The following is a 19,241-nucleotide window of genomic DNA, read 5'->3' on the forward strand; positions in this document are numbered from 1 at the left end:
GCTTCAGGCGGAGGCCGGCGACGCCGGAATGAGCACCGCCGAATACGCCGTAGGCACGTTAGCCGCGGTGGCATTCGCCGGCATCCTGCTCAAGGTGGTCTCAAGCCCGGCAGTGCAACAGGCACTGACCGGCATCATCGGCCGGGCACTGAAGTGAGACGGCGCCGGCGGCCCGCCCGCGATTCCTCAGTGACGCGACACCACGACCGGGGTTCCTTCACCGCCGAACTCGCGGCCGGGCTGCCGGCGCTCCTGCTGCTGTTCTACGCGGGCCTCACCGCGGTGGTCGCGGTGATGGATCAGGCCCGCTGCCTGGACGCAGCCCGAGAGGCAGCGGTGGCAGCCGCCCGAGGCGAGGTGTGGTCCTCGTCCTCGTCTTCGGCTTCGGCGCGCGCCGAGCGGCTAGCGCCGCCAGGCGCAAAGATCCGCGTGTCCAGCGACGCGGAGACGGTCACGGTGGTGGTCACTTCCCGGGTACGCACCCCAGGCGGCCACCTACCAGGCCTGACCGTGCAGGCGAAGTCCCACGCCGCCCGAGAGCCCGCCCAGGTCCAGTGGTGACAACGCAACCCAGCAACGGAGCCGACCGTGGTGTCCGCCGCGGTCGGGCCTTTCAGCATCGCGATCAGGGTGCCGCGTCGATTCTGGTGCTGGCGTTGGGCCTGGTGCTGCTCGCCGCCGGGCTGGCCGCAGCAGCCGTAGGTTCCGCCCAGTTAGCCCGCCGCGAAGCCCGCAACGCCGCTGACCTCGGTGCCCTGGCCGGTGCTCAACAGGCAGTCCTGGGCGCCGACCAGGCATGCCGCGAAGCCGCCCGAATAGTCACGCTCAACCAGGCCCGAATGACCTCGTGCGTCCTGGAAGGCCTGGAAATCGTGATCCACACGGAGGTGACGACCGGCCGCCTCGGCACAGCCAAAGCCGCAGCCCGAGCCGGCCCGGTCTACACCCCAGCCTGAGTCGGCCCGGTCTACACCCAGCCTGAGCAGACAACTCGGAACCGCCCGGCCGCGCGCAGATCGCTCGCGTGTGCGTTCACCGCTCCTGGCCGCTCAGATTGCGGAAAGCATGGGGCACAGTGGCGCACGGCGACCTCTGCCGTCCGCGATCTTGTGAGCTTCCGCCGCCTCGTCGACCGAAAAATCACAAGATCGCGGAGGGCAGGCGCGCGGTGCGGCGCCGCCTGCGGCAACTCGCCGAATCTTGTGAGTTTGTGCCGCCGCGCCAGCCACAAACTCACAAGATCGCCTGCGGGCCGCTCAAACGGGCTTGGTGTTGAGGGCTGTCAGGACTGTGTCCAGGACCTTCACGGCTCCGGCCTTGTCGAGCGGGTTGTTGCCGTTGCCGCACTTGGGGGACTGGACGCAGGCTGGGCAGCCCGCCTCGCAGACGCACGACGCGATCGCTTCGCGGGTGGCTCGCAGCCAGTCCGAGGCGACCGCGTACGCGCGCTCCGCGAACCCCGCCCCGCCAGGATGCCCGTCGTAGACGAAGACCGTCGGGGCCTCCGTGTCCGCATGGCCGGCCGTCGACAGGCCGCCGATGTCCCAGCGGTCGCAGGTGGCGATCAGCGGTAGCAGGCCGATGCCGGCGTGCTCGGCCGCGTGCAGGGCGCCCGGGAAGTCGGACGGTTCCACACCGGCCGCGACCAGCGCTTCCGGTGAGATCGTGAACCAGACCGCCACGGTACGCAGCTCGCGCACCGGCAGATCGAGCGGCCGAGTGTCGATCACTTCGCCGGTGCCGATGCGACGTCTCTGGTAGGACACCACCTGGTTGGTCACGTCCACCTCGCCGAGGAAGAGCCCGACCGGTCCGGCGTCCACGTACGAGCGGACGTTCACCACGGACAGGTTCGTGACGTCCCGGGCATGTGTGGACCAGTCCGGTTCCTCCTGGCGGACCAGGGCGATGGCGTCGTCCAGGTCCAGTTCGTCGACCACGTACGAAACGCCCTGGTGCAGGTGGACCGCGCCGGTGTGCAGCATCGCATGTGAGGAGCCCTGGTCGACAGTGCCGAGCAGGCGGCCGGTCGACGACTCGACGACGGCGACCGGTGCGCCGCCGGTGCCGCGCAGATCCACGTCGGGCCGGCCGCGGTGGGTCCAGTAAAAGCCGGACGGCCGGCGTCGCAGCGCGCCCTCCTCGACCAGCGCCTGGACCGCGGCGGCCGCGGCCGGGCCGCCGAACAGCTCCAGGTCGCTCTCGGTGATCGGCGCCTCGGAGGCCGCGCAGCAGAGTTGCGGACCCAGGACGTAGGGGTTGGCCGGGTCGAGCACTGTCGCTTCGACGGGACGGCCGAAGACCGCTTCCGGGTGGTGCACCAGGTACGTGTCGAGCGGGTCGTCCCGGGCGATCAGCACCGCGAGGGCCTCGCCACCGGCCCGGCCGGCCCGGCCGGCCTGCTGCCAGAGCGACGCCCGGGTGCCGGGATAACCGCAGATCAGCACGGCGTCCAGGCCGACCAGGTCGACGCCGAGTTCGAGGGCGTTCGTCGAGGCCAGCCCGAGCAGCTCGCCGGAGAGCAGCGCCCGCTCGATCGCCCGCCGGTCCTCGCGCAGGTATCCGGCCCGATAGGCGGCGACCCGCTCACCGAGACCGGGCACCGCCTCCTCCAGAGCGCGCCTGGTCATCGAGGCGACAACCTCGGCGCCACGCCGAGAGCGGATGAAAGCGAGGGTACGAGTACCGGCCACGATCGCGTCGGTCAGCAGATCCGCGGTCTCCCGCAGCGCCGACCGCCGAATCGGCGGCAACTCGACGTCGACGAAGAGCGACTCGTCAGCGGCAGAATCCGGCGACGAGTCCGGCAAATCCGATAAGTCCGGCAAGGCATCCGACCCAGGCACAGCCACCGACGACGAGTCCGGCGGTGACGAGACTGGCGAAACTGACTGGATCGGCAGCGACAACGTGGACTGCGGGAGCAGCGGCGGCTCCCAGAGCGCGAACGTCACCCCACCCCGAGGCGACGTGTCCTCTGTGACCTCCGTCACCGGTAGCCCGATCAGCCGGGACGCCGCACCGGCCGGATCGCCCGACGTCGCCGAGGCCAGGACGAACGTGGGAGCGGACCCATAACGCACCGCCGCCCGGCGAAGGCGACGCAGAACATGGGCCACGTGGGAGCCGAAAACACCGCGATAGGTGTGGCACTCGTCGATGACCACGTACGAAAGGCGCCTGAGAAAGACCCCCCACCGAGCGTGACCGGGCAGCAGGGAGTGATGCAGCATGTCGGGGTTGGTCAGCACGAAGCGCGCGTGCTGGCGGACCCATTCGCGTTCCTCGCGCGGTGTGTCGCCGTCGAAGGTCGCGGGGCGCACTCCGTCGAGTCCGAGGCGGGCGACGGCGCGTAATTGGTCCGCTGCGAGCGCTTTGGTAGGTGACAGATAGAGCACGGTCGCCTTAGGGTCCGTGGCGAGCGCGCTGAGAGCCGGCAGCTGGTACGCGAGGGATTTGCCCGACGCGGTGCCGGTGGCCAGCACGACGTGCTTGCCCTCCCAGGCGAGGGTGGCGGCGGTTGCCTGATGCTCCCACGGAGCGTGGATCCCGGCGGCGGCGAACGCGTCGCGCACCGAGGGATCGGTCCAAGTGGGCCACGGCGCCGGTCGTCCGGATCTGGGTGGGACTCGTTCCACGTGTGTGATCGGCGACGCCTCGGCGGTGCCGCGAGCTCGCAGCCGATGCAGCAGCTCAGCGGGACCGAAGGCGGTGGAGGTCACGCATTGCACTGTGACACCGGTATGCCCCGAACCTCAAACGGGTAGGGACGGTGGGTGCCACGCGTCGCCCGCAACCCGTCGGTGGTTAGATTTCGCGGGGGAGATCAGGGAGGAGGACCGATGGAGCTGTCGCTGGCGGACCGTACCGTCGCGGGCCACACCGTGCTCGAGGTCGGTGGCGAGGTCGACGTTTACACCGCTCCTCGGCTGCGTGAGCGGCTGATCGAGCTGGTTGACGCGGGTGCGCGAGACGTGGTCGTCGACTTGGAACGGGTCGAGTTCCTCGATTCGACCGGGCTCGGCGTGCTGGTCGGCGCCTTGAAGAGGCTGCGTACGGCGCACGGGACCTTTGGTCTCGTCTGCGCGAAGGAGCCACTTCTCAAGATTTTCCGGATCACCGCGCTGGATCAGGTTTTCCCGATCTTCCCGACTGTCGAGGCGGCCACCGAGCGCGACGGCAGCGGTCCTGTTTCGTGATGGCGACGGTTCGGCTCTCCTTCTCGCCGGCTCCGGTGCATGTGCGCACCGCGAGGCTGGTCGGTGTCGCGGTCGCACGCCGGGCCGGTGTCGCCGAGGAGTTGCTCGACGAGGTCCGGCTGGCGATCGGTGAGGCGTGCACCCGCGCGGTGACCCTGCACCGCCAGTACGGCCTCACCGAGCTGGTCACCGTGGAGATGTCCGACTCGGACTCGTACACGGTCCGGGTCATCGACCATGCTCCGATCGAGGCGAGTGTGGGGCTGACGAAGCTGCCCCCGGACGAGCTCGCCGACGAGTCGCTGACCGACGACGCCCTGACGACCGGTGTCGGTTTCGCGCTGCTCGCCGGATTTGTGGATGACCTTCAGGTGCGGCCGGTGGACGATGGCCCGGGCACCGAGGTCCGCATGGTCTGGCCCGTCACCCGCCGCTGACCCTAAAAGGCGGCACTACCAGCGGAAAAAGATCAACCGGTCCCAATACACGCTCGCCGCGGCGCTAACACAGCGGCAAACATCATCGCGACACGGCTGTGCGCAGGTGTGACGATCGCCATATCGGCCCTATACAGTACGCGAGTTGTCAGCTACTGCTGGTCCGCGTCCGCGGGCCTGATCGCTCGCTCCCCGCGATCCGGGGAATGCGCCCGGAGGTCTCGTCCACCGTCCGGGTGCGGTCGGTGTGTACAGGAGGACATTGATGTCCGGGACCTCGATAGACCTCGCCGCCGAGGGTGGCGGGGTGTCCCTGAGCGGTGAGAACCTCTCCTATGTCATCGTCGCGCTGGTATTCGCGCTGGTGGCGCTCGGCTTCGCCGCGATGTTCGTTCAATCCGTGCTGCGCCACGGGCGTGGTACCCCGAAGATGCAGGAGATCGCCGGCGCTGTTCAGGAGGGCGCTTCGGCGTACCTGATCCGGCAGTTCCGGACTCTCGCGATCTTTGTGTTGATCGCGGTCGTGCTGCTGTTCCTGCTGCCGGTGCACGCGACCGAGAACGAAACGCTCGTCAAGATCGGCAGATCGCTCTTCTTCATCGTCGGTGCCATTTTCAGCGCGTTCATCGGTGGCGCCGGCATGGCCCTGGCGACGCGGGCGAACCTGCGGGTCGCCGCGGCAGCCGGTGAACCCGGCGGCCGCGAGAAGGCGATGGGCATCGCGTTCCGTACCGGTGGCGTGGTGGGCTTCCTCACCGTGGGCCTCGGCCTGTTCGGAGCGGCCCTGGTCGTTCTGATCTTCAACACCGACGCGCCCACCGTTCTGGAGGGCTTCGGCTTCGGCGCCGCGCTGCTCGCCATGTTCATGCGGGTCGGCGGCGGCATCTTCACCAAGGCCGCGGACGTCGGCGCCGACCTGGTCGGCAAGGTCGAGCAGGGCATCCCGGAAGACGACCCGCGCAACGCCGCCACGATCGCGGACAACGTGGGCGACAACGTCGGTGACTGTGCCGGCATGGCCGCCGACCTCTTCGAGTCGTACGCGGTGACGCTGGTCGCGGCGCTGATCCTGGGCCAGGCCGCGTTCGGCCAGGACGGCCTGATCTTCCCGCTGATCGTCTCCACGATCGGTGTGCTGATCGCGATCGTCGGTGTCTTCATCACCCGGCTGCGGCAGAGCGACCGTAACGGCCTCACCGCGATCAACCGGGCCTTCTACATCTCGGCCGCGATCTCCGCGGTCGCGGTTGCCGTGGTCAGCTTCCTCTACCTGCCGAACACCTTCGCCGGTTTCGGCGACACCGGCATCGACGAGGGGGTCCTGGCGAGCGGCCAGAACCCGCAGCTGATCGCGATCGGCGCGGTAATCATCGGCATCGTGCTGGCCGCCGCCATCCAGGCGCTGACCGGGTACTTCACCGAGACCAACCGCCGCCCGGTGCAGGACATCGGCAAGTCGTCGCAGACCGGTGCGGCCACCGTGATCCTGGCCGGCATCAGCGTCGGCCTGGAGTCGGCGGTCTACTCGGCGCTGCTGCTTGGCGCCGGCGTCTACGGCGCGTTCCTGCTCGGCGGGTCGTCGCTGACGCTGTCGCTGTTCGCGGTGGCGCTGGCCGGTACCGGCCTGCTCACCACGGTCGGCGTGATCGTGGCGATGGACACGTTCGGCCCGATCTCGGACAACGCGCAGGGCATCGCCGAGATGTCCGGTGACGTCGACGAGCGCGGCGCGCAGATCCTCACCGAGCTGGACGCGGTCGGCAACACCACGAAGGCGATCACCAAGGGCATCGCGATCGCGACGGCGGTTCTCGCTGCCACGGCGCTGTTCGGGTCGTACACGAACAGCCTGGCCAGTGCGCTGGCCGACGCCGGGGTGGCCGAGGTGGGCAACGAGATCCTCGGACTGCTCAACATCGCGAACCCGCGCAGCCTGGTCGGTCTGCTGATCGGTTCGGCGGTGGTCTTCCTCTTCTCCGGCCTGGCGATCAACGCGGTCTCCCGCTCGGCGGGCGCCGTCGTGATGGAGGTTCGCCGCCAGTTCCGCGAGTTCCCGGGGATCATGGACGGCACCCAGCGTCCGGAGTACGGCCGCGTGGTCGACATCTGCACCCGGGACGCGCAGCGTGAGCTGCTCACCCCCGGCCTGCTGGCGATCATGGCCCCGATCGCGGTGGGCTTCGGCCTCGGTCCGGGCGCCCTGGCGGCGTACCTGGCCGGTGCGATCGGCACGGGCACGCTGATGGCGGTCTTCCTGTCCAACTCCGGTGGCGCGTGGGACAACGCGAAGAAGCTGGTCGAGGACGGCTCGTACGGCGGCAAGGGCTCCGAGGCGCACGCCGCCACGGTGATCGGTGACACGGTCGGTGACCCGTTCAAGGACACCGCCGGACCGGCGATCAACCCGCTGCTGAAGGTGATGAACCTGGTCTCGCTGCTGATCGCTCCGGCGGTCGTGGCGGTCAGTTACGGCACTGACGCGAGCATCGGCATCCGGATCGGTGTCGCGGTCCTCGCGGTGGCGATCGTGACCGCCGCGGTGGTCTGGAGCAAGCGTAAGCCGATCTCGATGGGTGATGACCCCGCCGAGGCCTCGGCCGCCGGCGCCGCTGACGCCGCGAAGGCCGCTCAGGATGCCCGCGAATCGTCGGCTTCCCGAGTGAAGGACAACGTCTGACCAGGACGAATCGCATCATGAAGGGCACCCGGTCTCCGGGTGCCCTTCGCTATGACTCGATCGAGGCGTGTGGAGTGTCCGCCGGTGGCCGTACTCTGCTCCCATGCGCGCGGTCCGACCGATCTCCCTGGCTCTCGTTCTCGTGCTCGCCGTGCCGCTGAGCGCCTGTTCCGGGCAGCCCGGAGCACAGGCCTGGGCCGCCCTGGTCTGCACCTCGCTGAACCCGTGGCGCAGCGAGATCGACTCGCTGACGACTCGGGCGCAGGCGCAGATGACAGCGGGCACGACACCCGGCCAGGCGAGAGAAAACCTGGCCCGTCTCTTCGACGGCGCGGCTACCGCGAGCGAGCAGGCCAGAGCCGGTGTGGAGCGCGCCGGGGTGCCCGCCGTGGACGACGGCCAGGAGATCGCCGACGGGTTCCTGGGCTCGCTGGCCGGGATCCGCGACGCGTACGGGCAGGCACGCACCGGCGTGGAGGCGCTCGCCACCCGGCCAGCCGACGCTTTCTACGCCGAGGTGAGCAAGGTGCTCGACCGGCTCACCACGGATTACGAGAAGAGCAGCCTCGACACCACGAAACTGGAGTCGGTCGAGCTGAGGCAGGCCTTCGACTCCCTGCCGGAATGCCAATGAGCGCGGAGCTCCGGTGAGATGACCGACGCGGGGTGGCCGCTGATACCGCGCGAGATCCTTCCTCCGCCGGTCCCGGTGGCGAAAAGGATCATCCAGCGCGGTTCGGTGGGCGGGCGGCCGGGCCGCCAGCTGACGATGTTCGGCGCGGAGACCATCGAGCCGTCGCCGGCCGATCTCGCCGGGCTGCTCGCCGGCCCCGGCAAGCTCGGCCGGATGGGTGGCACGGCCCGGGTCTCGGTCCAGGTGGATGCCGCCTGGCGGGTGCATGTGCTGGTCGGCGAATTCGTCGCACGCGGACTCGCCGCGGGCTGGGAGCCGGTCGAGAAACCCGAAGAGCCAGCGGAACCCGCTAGAGAAGAACCCGGCGAAGAAGAACCCAGTGAACAAGAACCCAGTGAAAGTGACGAACACGACGAACTCGCCGACGACCCGGAGCCTGTCCAGCAGCTTTTCGAGGTTCGTACCGCGTACTCCCGAAGGTTGAACGCCCTGGCGAACGGGTGGCCGCAGGCCGCCGCCCAGCTCTTCCTCAGCGGACCTCGGCTACGGCTCTGGGTGGCCGCCGCAGGCGGACCCCAAGCCGGCGGGTACGCGCTGGGCCTCGACCCGGAGAAAGATCCTCTTCCGGTGGAAGCCGCGCTGGTCCGGGCCGGTTTGGCGGGCCGGGTGTCGGATGATGGACGGATCTATCTCGTCACCGGCCGGCGGCGGCTCACGCGACTCGCGGAGTTGGTCGGTGAGCGTCCGTCAGCAGCGCCGCAGGAGGTTTGGCCAGGCAGCGCGGCCGCGTGATCTTCCGGGATTGTGTCCGACACGACACCGGTTTCCCGGTGTACGGTGTCGCGGTCGGACGCATGCGGTGGCCGGACCGTTACCATCCGGCTGCGGGGTTCCCGGGGAATGCAGGCCCGTCCGGCGCGTTACGTTGAACATCTGTGCTCCGCCGGGCAAGAGCGCCGGGCAAGTGGGGGAGCGCCGAGTATCGATAGCTGGGAGTGCCGTGCCGAGTAACGCCAGGACGACCCGTCTGGTCATCGTCGAGTCTCCGTCGAAGGCCAAAACGATCGCCGGTTACCTGGGCCCCGACTACTTCGTCGAGGCCTCCTTCGGTCATGTCCGCGACCTGCCGCGCAACGCCGCCGACGTCCCCGCGAAGTACAAGGACGAGGCGTGGGCCCGGCTCGGTGTCGACGTCGACAACGGCTTCAAGGCGCTCTACGTGGTCTCCCCGGACCGCAAGGCCCAGATCGCCAAACTGGTGAAGCTGTCGAAAGAGGTGGACGAGATCTTCCTCGCCACCGATGAGGACCGCGAGGGCGAGGCCATCGCCTGGCACCTGGTCGAGACGATCAAGCCCAAGGTGCCGGTCAAGCGGATGGTCTTCCACGAGATCACCAAGCCGGCCATCCAGGCCGCGGTGGCGAACCCGCGTGAGATCGACCGTTCCCTGGTGGACGCACAAGAAGCACGCCGCATCCTGGACCGGCTGTACGGGTACGAGGTCAGCCCGGTCCTGTGGAAGAAGGTGATGCCGAAGCTCTCCGCAGGGCGTGTGCAGTCGGTCGCCACCCGGATCGTGGTCGAGCGTGAGCGGCAGCGCATGGCGTTCCGCTCCGCGGAGTACTGGGACATCCTGGCCTCCCTCTCGGTGCAGGGCCAGGTCGAGGGCGCCCGCAGCTTCCAGGCCACGCTGATCGCGCTGGACGGCGACCGGATCGCCACCGGCAAGGACTTCGAGCCGACCACCGGCAAGGTCAAGCCGGGCGCCGGTGTGGTGCATCTGGACGGTGACGGCGCCCGAGGGCTCGCCGCCCGCCTGGAGGACCGGCCGTTCACTGTCACCCGGGTCGAGGAGAAGCCGTACCGGCGCCGGCCCTACGCGCCGTTCATCACCTCGACGCTTCAGCAGGAAGCCGCCCGTAAGATGCGGTTCTCCGCCTCGCAGACGATGCGCACGGCGCAGAAGCTGTACGAGAACGGTTACATCACCTATATGCGTACCGACTCGGTGAACCTCTCCGAGACGGCTCTGACCGCGGCCCGCCGCCAGATCGCCGAGCTGTACGGAGCGAACAACGTTCCGCCGCAGCCGCGCCGCTACACCGGCAAGGTGAAGAACGCGCAGGAAGCGCACGAGGCGATCCGGCCCGCCGGTGACAACTTCCGCACGCCGGGAGAGGTCGCCAAGGAGCTGACCACCGACGAGTTCAAGCTCTACGAGCTGATCTGGCGGCGCACGATCGCCTCGCAGATGACCGACGCGGTCGGCAACTCGGTGAGCGTCCGCATCCGGGCGATCTCCACGGCGAACGAAGAGGTCGACTTCTCGGCCTCCGGCAAGACCATCACCGACCCCGGCTTCCTGCGGGCCTACGTGGAGTCGTCCGACGACGAGACCGCCGAGGCCGAGGACGCCGAGCGCCGCCTGCCGAACCTGGTGAAGGACCAGCCGCTGACCGCCGACGAGCTCGCCGCGGTCGGCCACCACACCTCGCCGCCGGCGCGTTACACCGAGGCCTCGCTGGTCAAGGCGCTGGAAGAGCTGGGCATCGGCCGCCCGTCGACCTACGAGTCGATCATGCGGACCATCCAGGACCGCGGTTACGTGGAGAAGCGCGGCCAGGCGATGATCCCGTCGTTCCTGGCGTTCGCCGTGATCGGCCTGCTCGAAGGCCACTACCCGCGGCTGGTGGACTACAACTTCACCGCCTCGATGGAGACCCAGCTCGACGACATCGCCGGTGGCGACCACGCCGCGCTGGACTTCCTCACCTCCTTCTACTTCGGCAGCCAGACGCCGGGCGCGGACGACGCGATCGCCCGGGCCGGTGGCCTGAAGAGGATGGTCACCGACAACCTGAGCGCGATCGACGCCCGCGCTGTCAACTCGATCCCGCTCTACACCGACGAGCAGGGCCGCGGCATCGTGGTCCGGGTCGGCCGGTACGGGCCTTACCTGCAGCGTGAGTTGCCGGGCGCGGACGACGAGACGCCGGGCGACCGTGCCTCCATCCCGGAGGGTGTCGCGCCGGACGAGCTCACCCCGGAAAAGGTCGACGAGCTCTTCCTCGGTGGCGGCGGCGAGCGCAGCCTCGGCGACGACCCGGCGACCGGCGAGTCGGTCCAGCTCAAGTCCGGCCGCTTCGGGCCGTACGTGCAGAGTGGCGAGCGCAAGGCTTCGCTGCTAAAGACGCAGACGCCGGACTCGCTGACCCTGGAGCAGGCGCTCAAGCTGCTGGAACTGCCGCGGTCGGTGGGCAAGGACCCGGACGGCAACGAGATCCTGGCGAACAACGGGCGCTTCGGGCCGTACGTGAAGCGTGGTGACGACTTCCGGTCGCTGGCCAGCGAGGACCAGCTCTTCACGGTCACACTGGAGGAAGCGCTCGCCCTGCTGGCCGCGCCGAAAACCCGTCAGTCCCGCACGGCCAAGCCGCCGCTGCGCGAGATGGGCAACGACCCGGCGACCGAGAAGCCGATGATCATCAAGGAGGGCCGGTTCGGCCCTTACGTGACCGACGGCGAGTACAACGCGTCGCTGCGGCGCGGTCAGACGCCGGAAGAGCTCACCATCGCGGAAGCGTCCGAGATGCTCGCCGAGAAGCGCGCGAAGGGCCCGGCTCCGAAGAAGAAGGCCGTCGCGAAGAAGGCGCCCGCCAAGAAGGCAGCCGACGGCACGACGGCGGCCAAGAAGGCTCCGGCGAAGAAGGCGACCGCCGCCAAGAAGGCGTCTCCGGCGAAAAAGGCCGCCCCCGCGAAGAAGGCGGCCCCCCGCAAGGCTGCGGCGTCCTCTGAGTGATCAGGCTCCCAGCACCCGGTCCAGGTAATCGTTGGTGAAGACCCGGACCGGGTCCAGGCGGTCGCGAACCGCCACAAAATCATCAAATCTTGGGTACGCCGGACGAAGGTTCGCCGCTTCCCGATAGTGCAGCTTCCCCCAGTGCGGCCGGCCACCCAGCGGCTCGCAGAGCGACTCGACAGCCCGGAAGTACGGCTCGTACTCGCTACCGATGAACTGGTGCACCGCGATGTACGCGGACTCCCGCCCGTACCCGTGCGACAGCCAGACGTCGTCCGGCCCGGTGAACCGCACCTCGACCGGGAACTGCACCTTGAACGGCAGCACGTCGTAGATCCGGGGCAGGGCGTCGAGCACCTCGGGGAGCGCAGCCCGCGGGATCTCGTACTCCATCTCGGTGAACCGCACCCGCCGCGACGAGCAGAAGACGCGGTCGGACCGGTCGGTGTACGACCGAGGGCTCAGCGCGCGGGCCGCGAACGAGTTCACCGACGGAACCGTCCCGGGCAGCCGCTGGCCCAGCTTGCAGACGCCCTCCCAGAGCGTGTTGGACAGGAACTCGTCGTCGAGCCAGCTGCGGAACTTGGAGAGCGGCTTGTCGTGCACGTCCACGATGTTGTTGCGCTTGAGCTGCGCCCGATCGGTGTACGGGTACCAGTAGAACTCGACGTGGTCGTTGCTCCCGATCCACTCCTGGATGCCGGCCAGCACGTCGGCGAGCGCCATCGGCTCCTCGTCGGCACGCAGCACGAATTGGGGCACGCACCGCAGCGTCACCTCGACGAGTACGCCGAGCGCGCCGAGTCCGAGCCGGACCGCCTGGAACTCCGGTGCGTCCGCGGTGAAGTGCTCGACCTTCCCGGCCGCGGTCACCATGGTCACCGCCTCCACGCTGGACGCCAGGGTGGAGTGTGCCGCGCCGGTGCCGTGCGTTCCGGTGGAGATGGCGCCGGCGACCGTCTGCGCGTCGATGTCGCCCAGGTTCGGCATGGCCAGCCCGTTGGCGGCGAGCAGTGCGTTGAGAGTGGACAGGTGCATCCCGGCCTGCACGGTGACGAGCGGGCCGTCGATCGAGACGAGCTGGTTGAGCCGGTGAACGGTCATCCGCTGGTCGTCGGCGACCGCGATCGCAGTGAACGAGTGGCCGCTGCCGACCACTTTCACGCGCCGCCCGTTTGCCGCGGCCTGGTTCACTGAGGCTGCTACCTCGTCGACACTGCCGGGGGTCAGAAGCTCCGCGACGGACTCCTGGTTGCGTCCCCAGTTGGTCCAGCGCCGAGCGTTAACGGGTGTAGTCATTCCGGCTTTTGTCCTCCATCCGAGCGGACACCGGTACACGGCGTCCCGTCGATGCGCCTCGCTCGTTGATCCGAGTAACGTTCTTTTTAATACTGCTGAGAGGGAGTGGCGACGCGTGTCGACACCAACCGTCAGCACCGGACCGCTGCGGCGGGTTCCGGTGCAGGGCAGAAGCGTTGCCCGGGTACAGCGCATGCTCGACGCCTGCGCCGAGCTGGTGGATGAGGTCGGTTATGAAGGACTGACCACCACCCTGCTTGCCGAGCGCGCCGAAGTCGCCATCGGCTCGGTCTATCAGTTCTTCCCCGACAAGAGGGCCATCGTTCAGGCTCTGGCGTTGCGCAACATGGATGCGTACCTCCAGAGTCTTTCCGATCGATTCGCCAGCGAGACGTTCACCCATTGGTGGGACGCCGTCGATGCGGCGATCGATGGGTACATCCACATGCACCGCAGTGTTCCGGGTTTCCGGACGCTGCACTTCGGCGATGTGGTTGATCTTCACCTGCTCGACTCCGACCGTGACAACAACGCGGTCATCGCCGAGCGCCTGGCCGAGCTTCTGGTCGAGCAATTCCAGTTGATCGACCGGGTTCGGCTCCGGTTCGCTCTGCAGATCTCGGTGGAAGCGGCGGACGCGCTGATCAAGCTGGCGTTCCGTCGTGACCCGTCGGGTGACGAAGCGGTGCTCATCGAGGCGAAAGCGTTGATAAGGGAATACCTGCACCGCCACGTCAAAGCCTGAGGTTTCACCCCAGGAAGGCATGACCTTCTCCGCGGTACGTGGGGGCCGGCGTCGCTGTGTCACCGTCGATCAGTTGTACGTGATTGACGCGTTCACACAGCTCGCCGGCCTTGGCGTGCCTGAACCAGACCCGGTCGCCGGGCCGTAACCCGTCGGCGACCGTGCCGAGCAGGGGCGTCTGCACCTCGCCGGCGCCCTCGTCACTCTTGAACTTCAGGCCCTCCGGCAGGTACGGAGTAGGCAGCCGGGACGCCTCGGGCGGACCGGACGCGATCCAGCCGCCGCCCAGCACGGTCGCGATCCGCGGCGCCGGCCGGCGGACCACCGACAGCGCGAAGAACGCGGCCGGTGCCGGCTTCCAGTTGCGGTACGAGTCGAAGAGCGTCGGGCCGTACAGGCCGGAACCGGCGGTCACCTCGGTGACGGACGGGTCGGCGCTGGTCGCGGCGACGCTGCCGGTCCCGCCGCCGTTGACGAACTCCAGGTCGGCGTGCTGCCGGATCGCGTCGACCGCAGCGCCGCGCCGGCTCAGAAGCTCGGGCAGCGCGGTCTTCTGCATGAGGCGGATGGCCCGTGCCCGCAGCGCGCGGCCGGGCGGGTCGTCGCCGACGCCGGCGATGTGCGCTTCGTACGACATCACCCCGACCAGCTTGAAGCCCTGCCGAGCAGCGATCTTGCGGGCCAGCGTGCCGGCCTGAGCTGCCGAGTGCACCGGCGAGCGCCGGACGCCGACGTGCAGGGGCCCCGCGGGCTTCCAGGAGGCGTCCACGTCGATGCAGAGGCGGATCGGCGACCGGGACCCCGGCGCCGAAGTCTGGTCGATCAGGTCCAGCTGAGAGGGGTGGTCGACCATGATGGCGATGGAGGCGGCCAGCGACGGGTCGGCGGCAAGCTCGCGCAGCGCGGTCCGGTCGGCCGTCGGGTACGCCACCAGGACGTCGTCGGTCACACCGGCCCGGACCAGCCAGATCGCCTCGGGCAGCGTGTACGACATGACGCCCCGCCATCCGGGCCGGGCCAGCACTCGTTCGAGCAGCGCCCGGCAGCGCACCGACTTGCTGGCGACGCGGATCGGCTTGCCGGCGGCGCGGCGCGTCAACTCGGCGGCATTGCCGTCGAAGGCGACCAGATCCACCGCGGCGACCGGGGTCTCCAGGTGGTCGGTGGCCTTGTCGAGCCGCTGTCGCAGGGCAATGCGGTCAGTGAGCACGTCAGTACGTTAACCGCTCGAAGGGGTAACGCGAAAGACATTCATCTCTGCGCCACTCGAACGTGCGGATCCGGGCTGGAGCCGCCGGACCCCCGGTGAGCTGCGGCGGCCGGTTACAGTGCTCCGAGCAGTGACCACGGGAGGTAAGGGCCATCAGTACGGAAAACCGCCAGGAGAGTGGCCCCGTCGACCTGTCCGGAGCGGCAGCATTGCGCTCCGTGCTCCGGCTCCGAGGCTTCCGCCGGCTCTGGCTCGTCCTCGCCGCGGCGTCGTTCGGTGACTGGATCGGCATCCTCGCCACCGGCCTGTTCGCCTCGGCCCAGTTCGACAACCCGGCGGCACAGGGCGCCGCGTTCGGCGGCACGATCGCCGTACGCCTGCTGCCCGCGCTGCTGCTCGGCCCGATCGCCGGTGTCATCGCCGACCGCTTCGACCGCCGCTACACGATGGTCATCGTCGACCTGCTGCGGTTCGTGATCTACCTGTCGATCCCGCTCGTCCCGCTGTTCGGCGGGTCACCCGGTCTCACCGTGGCCTGGGCCACGATCGCCACGTTCCTCGGCGAGACGATCACGCTGATCTGGATCCCGGCCAAGGAGGCCGCGGTTCCGAACCTCATCCCGAAATCGCGGATCGAGATCTCCAACCAGCTGACCCTGATCACCACGTACGGGATCACGCCGATCCTGGCGGCGCTGCTGCTCTCCGCGCTCACGGCCGGCCTGCAGCAGTCCGGCGCCTCGCTGCCGGACTGGGCGCAGCCCGTGCAGATCGCGCTCTACATCAACGCGTTCTCCCGGCTGGCCACCGCGATCGTGGTGTTCTTCGGCATCAAGGAGATCGGCGGCAAGAGCGCGGCCCGCGAACAGGCCGCCGAGCAGACCCTGGGCAAGCAGTTCACCGCCGGCTGGAAGTACATCGGCAGCACCCCGATGGTCCGCGGCCTGGTGGTGGGCATCTTCGGCGCGTTCGCGGCCGGCGGCATCGTCATCGGCGCGGCCCGGACCTACGCGGTGTCGCTCGGCGCCGGTGAAGCCGCGTTCTACCTGCTCTTCGGCACGATCTTCATGGGCCTGGCGCTCGGCATCGGCCTCGGCCCGATGATCGTCCGGGATCTCTCCCGGCGTCGCTGGTTCGGCATGAACATCGTGCTCGCCAGCGGCTCGGTGATGTTCCTCGGCCTGGCCTTCCACCTGTCGATGGCGCTGGTCGGCGCCCTGCTCGTCGGCGCCGGCGCCGGCATGGCGTTCCTCGCGGGCACCACCCTTCTGTACGCCGAGATCGCCGACGAACTGCGCGGCCGGGTCTTCGCCGTCGTGCAGATCGGCGTCCGGATGGTCCTGCTGCTGGCGATCACCCTGTCCGGTGTCCTGGTCGGTCTCGGCAGCTCCCGCCGGGTCGACCTGGGCGCGTTCAGCGTCGACGTCTCCGCCACCCGGGTGCTGCTGCTGGTCGGCGGCGCGATCGGCATCTGGGTCGGCATCGGCTCGTTCCGCCAGATGGACGACAAAAAGGGCGTGCCGGTCCTCGCTGACCTGTGGGGTTCGCTGCGCGGGCGCCCGCTCTCACCGGCCGAGTCGTTTGTGCAGGCCGGCGTGTTCGTGGTCTTCGAAGGCGGCGAGGGCGCGGGCAAGTCGACCCAGGTCACGCTCCTCTCGGAGGCGCTGCGCGAACAGGGCCGGGACGTGGTCGTCACCCGCGAACCGGGCGCCACCGACCTCGGCTCCCGGATCCGCGGCCTGGTGCTCAACAAGGTCGAGGACGCGCCTTCAGCGCGAGCCGAGGCACTTCTGTACGCGGCCGACCGGGCACACCACGTCGCCACCGTCGTGCGGCCGGCTCTGTCCCGTGGCGCTGTCGTGGTCAGCGACCGTTACGTCGACTCTTCGCTGGCTTACCAGGGCGCTGGGCGTACCCTCCCTGTCCAGGAAATCTCCTGGCTGTCGTCCTGGGCCACCGGCGGGCTCAAGCCCAACCTCGTGGTGCTGCTGGACGTCGAACCCGGCGTCGGGCTGACCCGGGTCGACTCCCGCGGCGACGGCGCCGACCGCCTGGAGAGCGAGTCACGGGCCTTCCACGAGCGGGTGCGGTACGCGTTCCTCGACCTGGCCGCCGCCGACCCGAAGCGTTACCTGGTGCTGGACGCGTCCCGCCCGGTCGACGAGTTGGCCACTGCGGTGACGACGCGGCTCGCCGGGCTGCTCAGCGAGGTCGATGAGGCGTACCCGGAGAACGCTCCTTCTTGATGGGTCACCCTCGCCAGAGGGTGACCATCATCGCTTCCAGGGCGATGTCCGGTTTGACGTTGCGCTCGATGGCGTCCTGGCAGGCCAGAACGGCTTCCAGGCGCCGCAGCACGCTTTCCGGCGACCAGCGCTCGGCGGCGGCCGCGGACACCTGCTCGATGTCGGCGTGCACGACGGCGACCGGCGCCCGCAGCCCGGTGATCAGCACGTCGCGGTAGAAACCGGCCAGATCCTTCAGCGAACGGTCGAGCGCGTCACGCTGCGACCGGGTCGACCGGGATTTCTGCCGTTTCTCCAGCTCCTTGATCTGGCCGGCCGAACCGCGCATGGCAGTGGTCGCACCCCGCCCGGTGCCGCCCGCGCCGAGCGCCTGCTCCAGCGCGGCCTTTTCCGCCGCGTCGGACTCGGCGACCGCGTCGGCCGCCTCACGCCGTGCCGAGTTCACCATCGCCTGCGCCAGGTCGAAACACGCCCCGATGCTGCTCAGCCTGCGCGGCACCGCGAGCACCTCCTCACGCCGGAGGCGCGCGTGCTCGTCGGTGGCGAGCTGCCGGGCGCGGTCCACGTCACCCTGCGCCGCGGCGGCCGCCCAGGCGGCCCGCTCCGGATCGATCCCGTCCCGGTTGGCCAGCACCTCGGCGACCGCAGCCGCCGGAGCCTGCCGCAGCGGCACCACCCGGCACCGCGAACGGATCGTCACCGAGATGTCGTCCGGATGCACCGACGGCGTGCACAGCAGGAAGACGGTCCGTGGCGACGGCTCCTCGACGGCCTTGAGCAGCGCGTTGCTCGCCCGCTCACCGAGCCGGTCAGCGTCCTCGACGATCACCACTTGCCACCGCCCAGCCGACGGCGAACTCGCCGCCCGCATCACCAGCGCCCGCATGTCACGCACGGCGATCGACAGCCCCTCGGAGACCACGATCCGCACGTCAGCGTGCGTCCCGCCGAGCGTCGTGTGACACCCGTGGCACTCGCCGCAGCCGACCCCGTCCCGCTCACACTGAAGCGCCGCCGCGAACACCCGCGCCGCCGTCGCCCGCCCCGACCCCGGCGGCCCCGTGAAGATCCACGCATGCGTCATGCCCCCGGCGCCGGCGGGGTCACCCGCGATCGCCCGAGCCGCGGCGGCAGCCGCCCGGCGGAGCATCTCGACAGGCTCGTCCTGCCCCACCAGTTCCGCGAAGACATCACCCACCCGACGATGGTATTGCCCCACCCCGACATTCCCCGCACGCCGTGTCACCCCCGGGTCCCTCCAGGCGCCCAGCTGCAGGCTCCAACCCCAGGGGTACGGGGTAATGGCCCGCGCTCGCCCGCCGCCGCCCGCGCTCGCCCGCCGCCGCCCGCGTTCGCCCGTTGCCGCGCGTGCTCGCCTGTTGCCGCCGCCGCTTGTCCGTTGCCGCTCGTGTTTGTCCGTTGCCGCGCGCGTGCCGGGAGCACACGGTGTGCTCGTGGTCGTGCGAGGCCGGTCAGTCGTGTGAGCTGGCTGTGCTCGCGGTGGTGTAGAGGCGGCAACGCGGCCGTGAGCACCCGAATTCTGCCGTTTTGTGGACCTGAGAGTGGGTTCGGTCAGCGCGGCGGCTCTCGTTGCGAGGCGTTTGCTCCAGATCTTGTGCGGTTCGGCCGTCCGATCGACCACAAACTCACAAGATCCCGGGCAGGGGCGGCGTGACGGGTCGTTTTCGTGTGGTCCGCGAGCTTTGTGGTGACGCGCCGTCACCGCAACGGTGGAGAGTGATGGCTTTGCGGAAACCTGTGGGGGTCAGAGCACCCACAGGTTTCCAAGATCAGGCCGACGCCAGCGGCACCCTTCGCCGGGTACGCACCCTCCGTGAGGCCCGGCGGAAAGTGACGCCAAATGGGCCATCCGGCCCACCGTGTGCTCGTGTCTCGCCGAGCTGGCGGCTCACCGTGGGCCCCCGTCTCGCCGAGCTGGCGGCTCACCGTGTGCTCGTGTCTCGCCGAGTCGACGGCTCACCGTGTGCTCGTGGC

Annotated in this window: 15 protein-coding genes; 11 read left to right on the forward strand and 4 right to left on the reverse strand. The window is 69.4% G+C overall.

The window, feature by feature from the left end; all coding sequences use genetic code 11:
- Positions 1–28: 28 nt before the first annotated feature.
- Genes B0I29_RS27465 through B0I29_RS27475 form a run of 3 tightly spaced genes read left to right on the forward strand, consistent with a single transcriptional unit; the run spans position 29 to position 956 of the window.
- Positions 29–157: a DUF4244 domain-containing protein gene (locus B0I29_RS27465; RefSeq protein ID WP_221402608.1), complete on the forward strand. Its 129-nt coding sequence runs from the start codon at positions 29–31 to the stop codon at positions 155–157.
- A gap of 32 nt (positions 158–189) precedes the next feature.
- A complete protein-coding gene (locus tag B0I29_RS27470) occupies positions 190–561 on the forward strand; it encodes a TadE family type IV pilus minor pilin (protein WP_111651986.1) in 372 nt (123 codons plus the stop codon).
- Positions 558–956 carry an Rv3654c family TadE-like protein gene (locus B0I29_RS27475; protein WP_111652117.1) on the forward strand — a complete coding sequence of 133 codons (399 nt, stop codon included), beginning with the start codon at positions 558–560 and terminating at the stop codon, positions 954–956. Before B0I29_RS27470 ends, B0I29_RS27475 begins: the two co-directional genes overlap by 4 nt.
- 300 nt (positions 957–1,256) lie before the next feature.
- Here B0I29_RS27475 and B0I29_RS27480 read toward each other — a convergent pair whose 3' ends face one another.
- Positions 1,257–3,731, reverse strand: coding sequence for a DEAD/DEAH box helicase (locus B0I29_RS27480; RefSeq protein WP_111651987.1), 2,475 nt, complete (start codon positions 3,729–3,731; stop codon positions 1,257–1,259).
- 111 nt (positions 3,732–3,842) lie between these two features.
- Between B0I29_RS27480 and B0I29_RS27485 the strand changes: the two genes are divergently transcribed.
- From B0I29_RS27485 to topA, 6 genes are all read left to right on the forward strand, one after another.
- A complete protein-coding gene (locus B0I29_RS27485; RefSeq protein ID WP_014440444.1) occupies positions 3,843–4,199 on the forward strand; it encodes an STAS domain-containing protein in 357 nt (118 codons plus the stop codon).
- Positions 4,196–4,636, forward strand: coding sequence for an ATP-binding protein (locus B0I29_RS27490; protein ID WP_111651988.1), 441 nt, complete (start codon positions 4,196–4,198; stop codon positions 4,634–4,636). Before B0I29_RS27485 ends, B0I29_RS27490 begins: the two co-directional genes overlap by 4 nt.
- A gap of 265 nt (positions 4,637–4,901) precedes the next feature.
- Entirely contained in the window at positions 4,902–7,313 is a 2,412-nt protein-coding gene (locus B0I29_RS27495) for a sodium-translocating pyrophosphatase (RefSeq protein ID WP_111651989.1), read from the forward strand.
- 103 nt (positions 7,314–7,416) lie between these two features.
- Positions 7,417–7,947 carry a hypothetical protein gene (locus B0I29_RS27500; RefSeq protein WP_111651990.1) on the forward strand — a complete coding sequence of 177 codons (531 nt, stop codon included), beginning with the start codon at positions 7,417–7,419 and terminating at the stop codon, positions 7,945–7,947.
- Between the two features lie 18 nt (positions 7,948–7,965).
- Positions 7,966–8,739 (forward strand): hypothetical protein, encoded by a 774-nt coding sequence (locus B0I29_RS27505; RefSeq protein WP_111651991.1) that lies wholly within the window; start codon positions 7,966–7,968, stop codon positions 8,737–8,739.
- Between the two features lie 208 nt (positions 8,740–8,947).
- Positions 8,948–11,746, forward strand: a complete 2,799-nt coding sequence (topA, locus tag B0I29_RS27510; RefSeq protein WP_111651992.1) for a type I DNA topoisomerase — start codon at positions 8,948–8,950, stop codon at positions 11,744–11,746.
- Here topA and B0I29_RS27515 read toward each other — a convergent pair whose 3' ends face one another.
- On the reverse strand, positions 11,747–13,045 hold the full coding sequence (locus tag B0I29_RS27515) for a D-arabinono-1,4-lactone oxidase (RefSeq protein WP_111651993.1): 1,299 nt from the start codon (positions 13,043–13,045) through the stop codon (positions 11,747–11,749).
- A 115-nt stretch (positions 13,046–13,160) separates the two neighbouring features.
- Here B0I29_RS27515 and B0I29_RS27520 point away from each other — a divergent pair, with 115 nt between their 5' ends.
- Entirely contained in the window at positions 13,161–13,790 is a 630-nt protein-coding gene (locus B0I29_RS27520) for a TetR/AcrR family transcriptional regulator (protein WP_111651994.1), read from the forward strand.
- 4 nt (positions 13,791–13,794) lie between these two features.
- On the opposite strand, the gene B0I29_RS27525 is transcribed toward B0I29_RS27520, so the two are convergent.
- Complete coding sequence (locus tag B0I29_RS27525) at positions 13,795–15,000, reverse strand: amino acid deaminase/aldolase (protein WP_111651995.1); 1,206 nt, start codon at positions 14,998–15,000, stop codon at positions 13,795–13,797.
- A 218-nt stretch (positions 15,001–15,218) separates the two neighbouring features.
- Here B0I29_RS27525 and tmk point away from each other — a divergent pair, with 218 nt between their 5' ends.
- Complete coding sequence (tmk, locus tag B0I29_RS27530) at positions 15,219–17,246, forward strand: dTMP kinase (protein WP_181557994.1); 2,028 nt, start codon at positions 15,219–15,221, stop codon at positions 17,244–17,246.
- Between the two features lie 4 nt (positions 17,247–17,250).
- Here the strand turns inward: tmk and B0I29_RS27535 are convergent, their stop codons facing one another.
- Complete coding sequence (locus B0I29_RS27535; protein ID WP_111651997.1) at positions 17,251–18,444, reverse strand: DNA polymerase III subunit delta'; 1,194 nt, start codon at positions 18,442–18,444, stop codon at positions 17,251–17,253.
- Between the last annotated feature and the right edge of the window lie 797 nt (positions 18,445–19,241).

The organism is Actinoplanes lutulentus, assembly GCF_003259845.1.
Lineage (GTDB): Bacteria > Actinomycetota > Actinomycetes > Mycobacteriales > Micromonosporaceae > Actinoplanes > Actinoplanes lutulentus.

Excerpts from the sequence above, each read along its gene's own strand:
- B0I29_RS27465 (WP_221402608.1), top strand. The coding sequence starts at position 29 with ATGAGCACCGCCGAATACGCCGTAGGCACGTTAGCCGCGGTGGCATTC.
- B0I29_RS27485 (WP_014440444.1), top strand. The coding sequence starts at position 3,843 with ATGGAGCTGTCGCTGGCGGACCGTACCGTCGCGGGCCACACCGTGCTC.
- B0I29_RS27495 (WP_111651989.1), top strand. The coding sequence starts at position 4,902 with ATGTCCGGGACCTCGATAGACCTCGCCGCCGAGGGTGGCGGGGTGTCC.
- B0I29_RS27500 (WP_111651990.1), top strand. The coding sequence starts at position 7,417 with ATGCGCGCGGTCCGACCGATCTCCCTGGCTCTCGTTCTCGTGCTCGCC.
- B0I29_RS27505 (WP_111651991.1), top strand. The coding sequence starts at position 7,966 with ATGACCGACGCGGGGTGGCCGCTGATACCGCGCGAGATCCTTCCTCCG.
- B0I29_RS27515 (WP_111651993.1), bottom strand. The coding sequence starts at position 13,045 with ATGACTACACCCGTTAACGCTCGGCGCTGGACCAACTGGGGACGCAAC.